Consider the following 12,641-nt stretch of genomic DNA (forward strand, 5'->3'; position numbering starts at 1 on the left):
GGTGAGTACAGCGGGCGCGCGCCCGAACGGTCCCCATACCCCCGTAGACCTCATCTCTTCCCACCAGCTTCACTCCCCTCCTCCTCCCCTTCCTCCCCCACATCCTCACGCCCTCCCCCTTCACCCACGAGCGACCGTGAATACACCTTCACGCCACGCTTGTCGGTTACGCTCCCGGGATGCTCGAACCCGCCGCAACGCCCGACGGCCTCGCCGCGCGCTGCACGCGTGTGCTCTTCTCCCCTTGGGCCCGGCTCGCCGTACTCCTCGTACTGCTCGCCGGTGCCGCCATCGCGATGGTCGTCTGGCAGCCGCAGCGGCTGCTCGCCCACGGATGGCCGCCGGCGTGGGCCGGCGGCGGTGCCGTGGTGATCTTCGGACTCGCGTACGGAGTGTGCACCACCGCCTTCGTCCCCCGCCCGGTCCTGAACCTCGCCGCCGGCGCGATCTTCGGCAGCCTGCCCGGCTTCCTCTCCGCGCTGGCCGGTACGGTCCTCGGCGCCGGCCTCGCGTTCGGGCTCGGCCGCCTGCTGGGGCAGGACGCCCTGCGGCCCCTGCTGCGGGCCCGCTGGCTGACCGCCGCCGACCGGCAGCTCAGCGAGCACGGCTTCCGCTCGATGATGGCGATCCGCCTCTTCCCCGGCCTGCCGTTCTGCGCGACGAACTACTGCGCCGCGGTCTCCCGCATGAGCTGGGGCGCGTTCCTGCTGGCCACGACGCTGGGCAGCGTGCCCAACACCGCCGCGTACGTCATCGCCGGTGCCCGCGCCTCGTCGCCCACCTCGCCCGCCTTCCTGATCTCCACCGCCTTCATCGTGGTCTCCGGCCTGGCCGCGGTGGCCGTGGCCTGGCGCAAACGTGCGTCAATCCGGGGGCGTTGACCGGCGGGCGTCCGGAAAGAGCCCTTTGACCCCCCGGACACTTTCGGGCGCTACGCTGCCCCCCAACCGGTCCCCGATCCCTCCGGCCGCCGCACGCACTCCTGTCCCTTCCGCCCTCGTACCGCCTGACCCGCACCTTCACCGGGTAAGCGCTTGATCACCCTCTGGATGGCATAGCTCCGATGCACTGGTTTGAATCCTTCATCCTCGGCCTGGTCCAAGGGTTGACCGAGTTCCTGCCCATCTCCTCCAGCGCGCACCTGCGGCTGACCGCGGCGTTCGCGGGCTGGCAGGACCCCGGCGCGGCCTTCACCGCGATCACGCAGATCGGCACCGAGGCCGCCGTCCTGATCTACTTCCGCAAGGACATCGCACGGATCGTCGGTACCTGGGCGCGCTCCCTGTTCAACCGTGAGCTGCGGCACGACCACGACGCCCAGATGGGGTGGCTGGTCATCGTCGGCTCGATCCCGATCGGGGTGCTGGGCGTCACCCTCAAGGACGCCATCGAGGGTCCCTTCCGTGACCTGCGGCTGATCGCGACCACCCTGATCGTCATGGGTGTCGTCCTGGGCTTCGCGGACCGCCTGGCCGCCCGCGACGAGTCCGGCGGTCGCCACCGCGCCGTCAAACAGCGCAAGACCCTCACCGACCTGAACGTCAAGGACGGCCTGATCTACGGCGTCTGCCAGGCCATGGCCCTGATCCCGGGCGTCTCCCGCTCCGGCGCCACGATCAGCGGCGGCCTCCTGATGGGCTACACCCGCGAAGCCGCGGCCCGCTACTCCTTCCTCCTCGCCATCCCCGCCGTCCTGGCCTCCGGCGTCTACGAACTCAAGGACGCCTTCGGCAGCGAAGCGGCCGCGAGCCATGTCTCCTGGGGGCCGACCATTTTCGCCACGGTCATTGCCTTCGTCGTGGGATATGCCGTCATCGCATGGTTTATGCGCTTCATCTCTTCCCGAAGCTTCATGCCGTTCGTCATCTACCGCATCCTGCTCGGCATCGCCCTGTTCGCGCTGGTCAGCGCGGGCGTACTGAGCCCGCACGCGGGAGAGTCGGCGGGGTGAGGGGACGGCTCCCCCTGGTGGCGCGTGAAGCCTGCGCACCGGCGCCGAGCACCAGACCGTGGCCCTGTTGAAGTCCTACGGCTGGACCGACATCCTCGACCTCGGCCCACTCGTCAGCGCCCGCGGCATGGAGATGTAAGCGCACCCGCACCCCGCCATCGGATTCAGCCTGGGCCAGGGCTTCGGCGGCCACTTCGGCAGCAAAGTCGTCCGCTGATCCCTGCCTCGGGCAAGGAGACGCCATGAGCGACAAGACCACCGGCAGCACTGGTCCCCTGTCCGGGAAAGTCGTGTGCCACGCGATGTGGGCCCGCGACGGCCGGCAGCTCGCCGACTTCTACGCCACCGCTCTGGGCACCACGGTCACCGAGACCTACCCCGCCGAGAACGGCGAAGGCGCCGCCAGCGCTTTCCACACAAACGGGGTCATGTACCTCTTCTACACCTCTCCCGCCTACCAGGCCCCCAACTGGCCCGAGGAAGACCTGCCCTTCCACATGGACCTCACCTTCCCCGACGCCGCAGCAGCCGAGAAGCAGCTCCTAGGACTGGGCGCCACCAAACCCGCCCACCAACCCGGCGGAACGCACTGGACAGTCCTCCTCGACCCCGCGGGCCAGCCCTTCTGCATCCACAACGCTCATTGAGAACCGCAACACCATTTCCCCTCGCGCATGATGACTCTCCCCCGTAGTTCCGGCTCGCCACGCCAGGCGCGCACAGTCCTCGGAACCACCCGTACATACAGAAAAGAATCCTCTTCCCCGCGCGGGTCCCACCCGAATGTGCCGGCGAACGCCTCCGCCGCATCTGCGGGCACTTCTTGGTCCGGGAAGCATTCCGCCTCACCCTGGAGGAGCACCACATCGAAGGTGTCCGGTAGTGCCAGGCGCACGCGCGGTTCTTTGCGGACGTTCCGCGCGGTCACGGAAGTGGCGCTGGTGCACATCCATATTGCTTGCCCATCCCACAAGAACCACAGCGGCACCTGGTGCGGTCCGTGATCAGGGTGAGCTGTCGACACCCAGATGTCCCGCTCGGTAGCGAGTCGTTCCAGGGTGTCGCGCATACGCTCCGCCGTCCGGCGACGAACGGTTGCCGTGGTCTCCATGAGCACCGACCCTAACCAAGCAGGTGCAAAGCACGCCTGGGGCACAGGGCCTACTCCCAACGACCGATGGCCCCCTCAGCGGAGCGTTGTTCAAGCGTGACGTCCACCCCAGGCGCACTGCGATGGAAAGCCGGAAAGAACCCTCCCCGGACAAGGGCCTGCTTCTGCGCTGCGGCGGTGCGGATGGCGGCCTGGCGGGCGTCGGCGGAGAGATGGTTGCAGGTGATGAGCCAGACGCGGGGTGTGTGGGTCAGGCGCTGTTGCAGAAGTGCCGGGGTGGCGGGCAGATGGTCGAGGGTGCCGAGTGTGGCGGCCGTTCGGTCCGTGCCCAGGTCGGGGCGCGCCGTGAACGCCTCCTTGAAGGCCGTGGCGATCAGTCCGCACCGGGCGCCGCTGAAGAGGACGGCGTCGCCGGGGGCGTCGTGGATGCGCAGGATGCGGATCACGGCGTGGGTGTCCCACTGGCGGCTGTCCTCCTGGCGGATGGCCCGGTGGGACGCATAGAGGGGGACGACCGGCAGGAGTACGAGCAGCAGTTGCTGGTACGGGGGGACGACGGTGGCGGCCAGTGCGAGCAGCAGGGCCAGGGCCGGCAGGCAGAACAGCAGGTAGCGGTAGGCGAAGAGCGGGTGGCCCAGGGAGACGGCCATGAGGAGCAGCGGGGGCACGGCCAGCCAGGGCACGCCGACCGCCAGGGCCAGGGACGGCGCCTTGTGCCGACGTATCGCGAGAAGCGCCAAGGCGGCCAGGGCGGTGGAGGTGAGCAGGAGTTTCAGTGCGGTGGGGAGGGTGGCCTGGCCGGGAGTGAGGAGCCAGGTGAAGTAGTTGAACGGGGTTCCGGCCGTGACCGGTGCGGCGTCGCCGACGGCGGAGCTCTGGGCGGCGGCGAGTATCAGCAGCGGGACTACGGCGGTGAGGCCCGCGGTCAGGGCCAGCAGCAGGCGTACGACGACGCGGCGGCCGGGGCGCCGCAGGATCACGGTGACCGCGTGGGCGGCCACCAGCAGCAGCCCCAGCAGGTTGAACCAGCCCAGCAGGGCGATCAGCACGGCATATCCGGCCGGCCACCGGCCCCCGGCCGGGCTGGACAAGACCTTCACCAGGACGCCCGTGGCCAGTACCGCCACCGCCATGACGAAGGCGAACGAGCGGGCCTCCTGCGCGTAGCGTGACGCGGTCGGCAGAACGGCGAGCAGCAGCCCCGCGTACAGCCCGAGACGCGGACCGCCGAGCAGCCGCCCCAGCCACGACAGGCCGGCTGCCGCGACGGCCACCGCCGCCGCGGACGGCACCCGCGCCGTGAACTCGTTGAGCCCTCCGTTCAGCTGCCCGACCAGCCACATCAGCACGTAGTGCAGGCCGTGGACCGCGTCGACCCGCCCCAGCAGTTCCATCAGCTGCGGCCAGGACCGCCGCGCCACGTCGATGGTGACGATCTCGTCGGTCCATGCGGAGGGAGCCCAGTTGCCCCATATGCCGAGGACGAGCGCGACGGCCGGCGGCGCCGAACCGGCCGCGCCCCTCAGCAGGGCACGGCCGACGGAGGCGCCGGGTATGACGGCCACGGCGGGCCTGGGCGAGGTGGCGGTCACGGTGTTGCTTTCGTCGCCGGGAGGTGGAGGGTGAAGGTGGTGCCGGGGCGGGGGTGGTTGGTGTGGGCGGTGAGGGTGCCGTGGTGGCGGTGGGCGATGTCGCGGGCGATGGCCAGGCCGAGGCCGCTGCCGCCGGTGTCGCGGGCGCGGGCCTCGTCGAGGCGGGTGAAGCGTTCGAAGACCCGTTCCAGGTCCTGCGGGCCGAGCGGGGCGCCGTCGTTGTGCACGGAGATGTCCCAGCCGTGTGCCTGCGGGGTGATGGTGAGGGTGACGCGGTCGGCGGCGTGCCGGTGGGCGTTGTCGAGGAGGTTGCGCAGCAGCCGGTGGAGCTGGAGGGCGTCGCCTCTTACGGGCGCTTCTTCGGGGAACGGCCCGAGGACGACCGGCAGGCCGCGGTGACCGTACTCATGGGCCAGTTCGTGAGCGATCTCGACCAGGTCGACGACGTCCCGTAGCTCCTGCGTGCTGGGGCGGGCGAGATAGAGGAGATCGTCGGTGACGCGGCGGAGCCGGTCGGTGGCCTTGAGCGCGTCCTGGACGGCGTCGGTGAGGTGTTCGGGGTGGGCGAGGGCGACTTCGAGCTGGGTGTGCAGGGCCGTGATCGGCGAGCGGAGTTCGTGGGAGGCGTCGGCGACGAAACGGCGTTGCCGTTCGGCGGCTTCTTCGAGGTGGTTCAAGGTGGAGTTCGTGGTCTCGGCCAGAGCGCGGATCCGGTCGCGGGCAACCGGTACGGGGACCCGTCGGTGCAGGTCGGTGGTGTCGGTGATGTCCGCCACCTGCGCGCGGATGGCCTCGACGGGCCCGAGGGAGCGGCGGGTGGTGATCCAGGCGGTGGCCGCCACGATCAGCGCGGCGGCGGGGACGCCTGCCTTCAGGGGCGTGTCGAGGGAGGCGACCGCGGCGTCGGCGTCGTCGGGCGGGACCAGGTGGTAGACGGTGCGCCGGCATCTGCCGGGTGCGTCGTCGGGGTCGGTGCAGCGGTGGGCGGGGAGGGTGAAGCGGGCGGCGACGGCGGTGATGTCCCGGTGGAGCAGGCGCTCGATACGCAGACGGGCCTGCGTCCGGGTGGTCGCGGCGGCGGCATCGTCTCCCTGCGGGAGGGCGGCTTCGAGCTGGGCGCGCCATCTCTGCGCCAGACCGCGGGTTCGCTCGGCGCTGACCGTGACGGTACGGGTCCAGTCGGCGCCGGCGTCGGGCGGGGCGGGCGGCAGGAGTTCGGCGAGACCGTCCAGGGTGACGGCGATTCCGGGGGCCGGGTGCACCCGGCCCCTGTCGTCGATCTCGATCTTGGGCCAGAAGCCCAGCTCGAAGACGTGGCTCTGGTCCGCGGTCGGCTCGGTCGCCGCGGTGGTGCGGGCCTGGACGGTGGCGAGGCGGGCGGTTTGCTCAAGGGTCTCGTCGTGTACGTGGCCGCGCAGCCACCACGCTCCGGCCGTGAAGACGACACAGGCGGCGAGCCCGGCGACAACTGCGGCCCGGATCTCGGTCGGTACCCACCGCAGTACTCCGGTCCGCGGCCTGCGCTCCGCCGTTCGGCCCGGGCGGTCCGGACGGCCCGGGCGGTCCGGACGGCCCGGACGGCCCGGACGGCCCGGGCGGCCCAGACGTCCCGTGCGTCCCGTGCGTCCCGTGCGTCCCGTGGGAACGGCCTGTTCAGTCACCGATGCTCCCGATGGGCGCAAGACGATAGCCGTACCCGCGGACGGTCTCGATCGAGCGCGTCCCCCACGGGGTGTCGATCTTGCGGCGGAGGGCGGAGACGTACACCTCCACGATCGAGGCGTCACCGCGGAAGGCCGGGTCCCACACCTCGTCGAGGATCTCGCCCTTGGACAGCACCCGCCCGTTGGCGCGGATCAGCGCGGCGAGCACGCCGAACTGCTTGCCGGTGAGATGGACGGCCGTGGCGCCGCGTCCGGCCCGGCGGGTGGCCAGATCGACCCACAGGTCCCCGTGGCTCAGCACGGGCGAGGTGCCGTAGCTGCCACCGCGTCGCAGCAGGGCCCGCAGCCGGGAGAGCAGGACGACGTAGGAGAACGGCTTGGTGAGGTAGTCGTCGGCTCCGGTGTCCAGCCCCTCGGCTTCGTCGTGCTCACCGTCCTTCGCGGTCAGCATCAGGACCGGTGTGGTGACGCCGGCGGCCCGCAGCCGGCCGCACACCCCGTAGCCGTGCAGGCGGGGCAGCATCACGTCCAGAACGATGACGTCGTGGTCCCCGGCCAGTGCGAATTCCAGGCCGGTGACGCCGTCGGTGGCGACCTCCACGGTGTACCCCTCGGCGGTCAGGCCGCGTCGGACGGCGGGGCCGACCTGGGGATCGTCCTCGATGAGCAGAATGCGATGCACGCCATCAAGCCTGGCACACTTTTCGCTTTGCTTTCTTAAGGAATCTTCAGGCTTCCGGCAGCGCCGGACACTCTCGTCGGATCTTCAGGTTTTCTTCGGGTCGGTGTGCGCAGAATGCAGCCGCCCAGCCCTTCCCGCACCGCGCGCCGGAAGCCGTGCCATGCGTTCCGGTGCCGCCCATCGGTCGCGTCACCACGGGAAGGGAGACGGCCCGAACTCGCGACGCTTTTGACGGTTAGGCAACCCATGCACATTGTCTTTCTCATTCACAATGCCTACGGAATCGGCGGCACCGTTCGGGCCACGTACAACCTTGCTTCGGTATTGTCCGAGCAGCATGACGTGGAGATGGTGTCGGTGTTCCGGCACCGCGATGTTCCGGTCATGGACGTACCGGCGAAGGTGCGGCTGACCCCTCTTGTGGATCTGCGGGCCGGCTCCGCCGATTTCGAGGGCGATGATCCCCGCCATGCGGAGCCCGCCAGGGTTTTCCCTCGCGCGGACGGACGGCACCGGCAGTACAGCCGTCTCACGGACGACCGTATCGGCCACCACCTGTCGCGGCTGGAGGCCGATGTGGTCGTCGGGACCCGGCCCGGCCTGAACACGCACATCGCCCGCCAGACGCGCGCGGCCGGCATCCGCGTGGGGCAGGAGCACCTGACGTTCTCGGGCCACGGTTTCCGGCTGCGGCACGAGATACGTCATCGCTATCAGCTGCTGGATGCCATCACCACGGTGTCCGAGTCCGACGCCCGGGCGTACCGTCGGCTCAATCTCCCGGGCGTACGGGTGGAAGCGATACCGAACAGCGTTCCCCGGGCTGCCGTCGAGCCTGCCGACGGCAGCGGAAAGACCATTGTCGCGGCGGGACGGCTGATTCCGCTCAAGCGCTACGATCTCCTGATCAAGGCGTTCGCCGAAGTGGCCGACAAGCACCCGGACTGGCATCTCCGGATTTTCGGCGAAGGGGACACCACCGGCAATGAGCGGGAATCCCTCACCAGCCTGATCGATGAACTGGGACTGAGCGGCCAGGCGCATCTCATGGGCAAGGCCGACCCGCTCGAACCGGAATGGGCGAAAGGTTCGATCGCCGCCTCGGCCTCTGATCGCGAGTCGTTCGGCATGACCATCGTCGAGGCGATGCGGTGTGGTCTGCCCGTGGTCGCCACGGACTGCCCCGTCGGACCGCGCGAGATCATCAAGGACGGTGTCGACGGCCTTCTCGTGCCCACCGGCCACGTCGGCGGCCTGGCCGCGGCGCTGCTCCAACTCGTAGGCGATGACCGGCTGCGCCGGCGCATGGGCGAGGCGGCGCTGCGCAACTCGTCCCGCTTCGATCCCGCGCTCATAGCCGAGCGCCACCAGGATCTCTTTCAGGACCTGCTCCGGCGCGGCCCCGGACGCCGTTCGGTCGGCTTCCGGCGCAAAGCCGGCTTCCACGCGCGTACCCGCGCCATCGATACCGCGCACGCCATGCGCTCCACCGCGCGTGCCATGGTGAGCAAGCTCGGCGCGCTGTAAGCCCGCCTGCTCCCCGTCGCCCGCGGCTGGTGACCCGCCACGTCCAGGCGAAGAGCTTCCCCGGGCAGCTACCAGGGGCCGGCTACCTGCCGCTAAGCATGCCCCACCCGCCCCACCGCATAGGACACACCCTTCAGCGCCTCGGGCAATTCATGCCGTCCGCCGATGCACAACTTGCGGTAAGCGGCGGTCAGATGTGTTTCGACGGTCCGCAGAGAGACGTAAAGGTGCTCGGCTATCTGCTTGTTGCTCCATCCTTCGGCGGCGAGTGCGGCGACACGTTCCTCGCCGGCCGTCAAAGAGCAGGGGTCGGGTGTCCGGCCGCCCGCTTCGTGGAGCTGCTGCTGGAGGTTGCGTGCCGCTGCGGAGGCTCCGCATTTGACTGCAAGTTCCAGGCCGCGGCGCAATGCCGCACGGGCCCCGGGTTTGTCGTCGCGCCGCAGCAGGGCGCATCCGAGCGTGTGCAGGGCGCGCGCCAGTTCCAGTTCGGCGGGCGTGCGCTCCAGGACGCTCACCGCTTCCTGCACGAGGTCCAGGCCCTGCGTACCCCCGGTGACCCGGCCGACGGCATGCAGGGCCACGCCGATGGTGCGTGGTATTCGGCAGCGCCGTGCCAGTTCGAGTTCCTCCTCGGCGAGCGCCCGTGCGTCGCGCCCGTATCCCAGTCGGAGGCTGACGGCGGCGGCACGGGAGCGCCAAGGGCCGATGGCCGGGCTGACGATGCCCGCGGTCTCGAAGTGCTGGCCGCTCTCGCGGAGCAGGGTCAGCGCACCGCGGTGGTCCCGTTGAGCGGCACGCAGTGCCGCGAGGCTCATGAGGAACCGCGGCCACTCCCACGAGGGTTCCGCCTGGTCCACGGCGGTGTGGGGGGCGGCGAGGTGTTCGGCGCCTTCCAGGTCGCCTTTGGCCAGGAGCGTGTCGAGGGTGATGGTGTCCAGCGTCATGCGGTACGGCAGTTCACCGTGCGCGTGGGGCCGCTCGGAGGCGGTTCGCGCGATCTCGGCGGCCTGCGCCACGTGCCCCCGGCGCAGCGCGACGGCGGAGCGGTAGACCATCAAGGAGGAGGCCAGCAGCTCCATTCCTCTGTCTTTCGTCCCGTCCAGCAGCCGACTGCACAGGGCATCGGCCGCATCGAGGTCGTCCAGGTACAGCAGCGATCCGGCGACGAAGTAGTGGAGCGGGAAGAGGTCGTGGGAGAGCGCCGGTGAGTTCGCCCGGGCCCGGTCGACCAGCTCGGTGACCCGGTCGGCCGGCTCGCCCGCCCGCAGGGCCGCGAAGGCACGGACGGCGAGCAGCTGCCGCTCCCCGGACGTACGGCCGTCCAGGTCGACGGCGGCAGCGCGCTTCTCGGCCCGGACCGTGCCCCGGATCGAGGGGCGTTCCAGCTCCAGCCATTCGATCAGTGCCTGCATCCGCAGCAGGGACTCACGGTCAGCGGCAGCGGCGCCGGTGCGCGCGCTCAGCTCCGTGACCAGGCGCGCCAGGTCGGGGCTGCCGGCGCGCCCGCCGCGTGACATCAGGTGGGAGTACGCCAGTACCGCGACGGCCTGGGAGCGGGCGTCATCGTCGGTGAGGTTCTCCAGCGCGGCTGTGCTGTACGAGGCCGCGAGCGCGGTGTCGTAGTGGCTGGCGGCGATGGCCATCTCCAGGAACACCCGGGCGTGCTCCCCCGGCGTGGCGGGCTGGAAGACCGCGTGCCGCAGATACGTCACGGCGGTCTCGGCCGCGCCCCGGCGCAGCGCTTCCCCGGCGGCCCGGCGCAGGACTGCCGGCGGCCAGGTGCCGGACACCGGGCCGGCCGCCATGACGTGCGCGGCCACCTCCTCGTCGGGGCGCCCGCTCAGGTACAGGACCTGGGCGGCGCGGGCGTGGGCCGCGCCGACCTCCTGGGGCGTCCACTCCGCCAGCACGGCATCCCGTACCACCCGGTGGACGAAGCCCGGCTCTTCCCCGGACCCCAGCAGCCCGAGCGAGCGCAGCTCCGCCCCCGCCGAACGCACCACCGCCTCACCGGTGCCGCAGTACGCCGCGAGCAGCGACCACGGCATCCCGTCGCCCAGGACCGCCAGCCCGCGCGCCAGCTCGGCCACGGCCGGGGACCCCTGGGCCACCCGCTGCCGCACCTCGCGCAGCAGCGTGGGCAGGCCGAAGCTCCTGATCCGGTCCCGGTCCTCCTGCGTGGGCCGTACGCCGCCGCGCCGGGCGTCGCACAGCAGAGCGCGCAGGAAGAGCGGGTGCCCTTCCGTGGCGGCGTGGCAGGCGGCGCAGAAGGACGGGTCCGGCCGGGGCTCGCCGAACTCCAGCGCCACCAGCCGCGCCACGTCCGCCGGTCTCAGCGGCTCCAATGCCAGGGTGCGGCAGGCGGCAGGGTGCACGAGGGCGTCGTACAGGTCGCCGGGCGCCGGGCGCTCTCCGGTACGGGTGGTGACGGCCACCAGGATCGGGTGGGTGTCCGCCCGGTGGACCAGGTGCGCCAGCCACCGCAGCGACGGCGGGTCGATCCACTGGAGATCGTCGACCGCCAGCAGCAGCGGCTCCCGGCGGGCCAGCCGGAAGGCGAGGCGGTCCAGGCCCGCCAGCGTCTCGGATGCGTCGGTGTATGTATCCGGATCGCCGCCCCAGGGCCCTTCCGGGTCGAGGATGCGCAGCACCGCGTCCCCCACCCCGTCGAGCAGTGCCCGGCGGTCCTGCTCGCCGGCCGCCGCGACCACGGGGTGCAGCAGCCGCCGCACCGTACCGAAGGCGAAGTCGCGCCGGAGCCGGTGGCAGCGCACCCGCACCTCGCGGAACCGCCGGACACCGTCCAGCCAGTGGTGCAGCAGGGCCGACTTCCCCATGCCCGCGTTGCCCGCGAGCTGTACGACGCGGGTCTGCCCCGCCAGTACCTGTTCCGCCACCTCGTCGAGGACCGCCAGCTCACCGGCGCGCCCGGCCAACGGCAGCGGGCCCTCGCGGACCGGCTGGACGGGCCCCGCCTGCCGCGGTGCGTCCCGGACGGCTCGGTCCCCCCTGCAACCGTCGTTCATCTCACCCCTACTCCCTTTCTCGCCCTGCCAGACGGCGGCCCCGGGGCCGGGGTTGCGTCTCGTCGCACGTATCAGCATGTGGATGCGGCGCGGTGACCTGCCGCTCCCTCGCGGTTCGTGGTACGCGGGAGGCGGTTCGGGCGGCCCGGCCGCCGTCGTCACGGGTCATCGCCTCCGCACGGCCACAGCGGATCTCGTGGTCGGGGATACGTGATCTCGTGGTCGGAGAGGCGTGGTCTCCGGTCGGGAACGCGTGATCGCTGGTCGGAGACGCGTGATCGCTGGTCGGTCCGCGAAGCGCGGACGTCTCCTGGTGCACGCCTCGTCACACTGCGCACTTGTGGTGCGGTGCCCATCATTGTGCGCACCGCACGGCTGATTCCACATCTATCGACCGGACTACGCCAGAAGTACCGTGTCCAGCTCCGATGCGTCGTAATGATCAGCCGACGGAGCCGCCAGGCCGTTCCGCTTGCGCGGCACCGCGAACCCGTCCGTCGGGCCGGGTGAAGTTGACGGCCCGACCGCCGCCCGCCCACACGGCCGGAGGGCGACGCCCCCGTGGGCGCCGCCCTTTCACGCTCGTCGGTGAACAAGCTCTGCCGAATTCCCCGGCCAATTCAGGGATGTCCGACCTGGTCAGCCCTTTGTCCGGACCGTCGGGAGCTTTGTGCGGGCTTATGTACGGGAGGAGAACCCGCCCGTTTCACACCGCCGCCCGGCAGGCGGCGTCGCGGTGGTCCTGCGCCGCGGCCATCAGCGCGTCCAGCGCGTCGCGCGTGCGCAGCAGCTCGGCGATGTGGGCGGAGAGCCGCTCGCGTTCCGCGGCCATGCGTTCCAGGGCGGCGTGGGAGTGCTCGGCGCTGGGCGCGTCCACGCACGGCAGCAGTTCGACGATGGTGCGGCTGGACAGCCCGGCCGCGTACAGGCGCTGGATGAAGGCGACCCGTTCGATCTCGTACTCGGTGTAGTGCCGCTGCCCGCCGGCGCTGCGGGTGCTGGTGAGCAGCCCCTGCTCCTCGTAATAGCGCAGCGAACGGACACTGGCCCCGGTCCGCGCCGCGAGTTCCCCGATCCGCATGGCGCCC

10 protein-coding genes are annotated in these 12,641 nt (G+C 71.1%); 4 read left to right on the forward strand and 6 right to left on the reverse strand.

The genetic code is table 11. From position 1 onward, the window contains the following. Positions 1 to 179: 179 nt before the first annotated feature. From ADK86_RS03315 to ADK86_RS03325, 3 genes are all read left to right on the forward strand, one after another. The gene (locus ADK86_RS03315) at positions 180 to 881 is read left to right on the forward strand and encodes a TVP38/TMEM64 family protein (RefSeq protein WP_107088404.1); all 702 of its coding nucleotides are present in this window, start codon (positions 180 to 182) and stop codon (positions 879 to 881) included. A gap of 182 nt (positions 882 to 1,063) precedes the next feature. Continuing rightward, positions 1,064 to 1,951: an undecaprenyl-diphosphate phosphatase gene (locus ADK86_RS03320; RefSeq protein WP_030594667.1), complete on the forward strand. Its 888-nt coding sequence runs from the start codon at positions 1,064 to 1,066 to the stop codon at positions 1,949 to 1,951. A 242-nt stretch (positions 1,952 to 2,193) separates the two neighbouring features. Beyond that, complete coding sequence (locus tag ADK86_RS03325) at positions 2,194 to 2,598, forward strand: VOC family protein (protein WP_053695193.1); 405 nt, start codon at positions 2,194 to 2,196, stop codon at positions 2,596 to 2,598. Here ADK86_RS03325 and ADK86_RS40425 read toward each other — a convergent pair. Genes ADK86_RS40425 through ADK86_RS03340 form a run of 4 tightly spaced genes read right to left on the reverse strand, consistent with a single transcriptional unit; the run spans position 2,592 to position 7,000 of the window. After that, the gene (locus tag ADK86_RS40425; RefSeq protein WP_078951754.1) at positions 2,592 to 3,062 is read right to left on the reverse strand and encodes a pyridoxamine 5'-phosphate oxidase family protein; all 471 of its coding nucleotides are present in this window, start codon (positions 3,060 to 3,062) and stop codon (positions 2,592 to 2,594) included. The two genes, ADK86_RS03325 and ADK86_RS40425, sit on opposite strands and share 7 nt — an antisense overlap. Positions 3,063 to 3,112: 50 nt before the next feature. Further along, complete coding sequence (locus tag ADK86_RS03330) at positions 3,113 to 4,654, reverse strand: hypothetical protein (protein WP_053695194.1); 1,542 nt, start codon at positions 4,652 to 4,654, stop codon at positions 3,113 to 3,115. Then, positions 4,651 to 6,315, reverse strand: a complete 1,665-nt coding sequence (locus tag ADK86_RS03335) for a sensor histidine kinase (protein ID WP_053695195.1) — start codon at positions 6,313 to 6,315, stop codon at positions 4,651 to 4,653. Before ADK86_RS03335 ends, ADK86_RS03330 begins: the two co-directional genes overlap by 4 nt. After that, positions 6,308 to 7,000 carry a response regulator transcription factor gene (locus ADK86_RS03340; RefSeq protein ID WP_053695196.1) on the reverse strand — a complete coding sequence of 231 codons (693 nt, stop codon included), beginning with the start codon at positions 6,998 to 7,000 and terminating at the stop codon, positions 6,308 to 6,310. The genes ADK86_RS03335 and ADK86_RS03340 overlap by 8 nt, the downstream gene beginning before the upstream one ends. 246 nt (positions 7,001 to 7,246) lie before the next feature. Between ADK86_RS03340 and ADK86_RS03345 the strand changes: the two genes are divergently transcribed. Beyond that, a complete protein-coding gene (locus ADK86_RS03345; protein ID WP_053695197.1) occupies positions 7,247 to 8,527 on the forward strand; it encodes a glycosyltransferase family 4 protein in 1,281 nt (426 codons plus the stop codon). Between the two features lie 92 nt (positions 8,528 to 8,619). On the opposite strand, the gene ADK86_RS03350 is transcribed toward ADK86_RS03345, so the two are convergent. After that, the gene (locus ADK86_RS03350; RefSeq protein WP_053695198.1) at positions 8,620 to 11,553 is read right to left on the reverse strand and encodes a helix-turn-helix transcriptional regulator; all 2,934 of its coding nucleotides are present in this window, start codon (positions 11,551 to 11,553) and stop codon (positions 8,620 to 8,622) included. Positions 11,554 to 12,259: 706 nt separating this feature from the next. Continuing rightward, positions 12,260 to 12,634 carry a MerR family transcriptional regulator gene (locus tag ADK86_RS03355; RefSeq protein ID WP_053695199.1) on the reverse strand — a complete coding sequence of 125 codons (375 nt, stop codon included), beginning with the start codon at positions 12,632 to 12,634 and terminating at the stop codon, positions 12,260 to 12,262. Positions 12,635 to 12,641: the final 7 nt, after the last annotated feature.

Source organism: Streptomyces sp. NRRL F-5755 (genome assembly GCF_001279365.1).
GTDB classification, from domain to species: domain Bacteria; phylum Actinomycetota; class Actinomycetes; order Streptomycetales; family Streptomycetaceae; genus Streptomyces; species Streptomyces rimosus.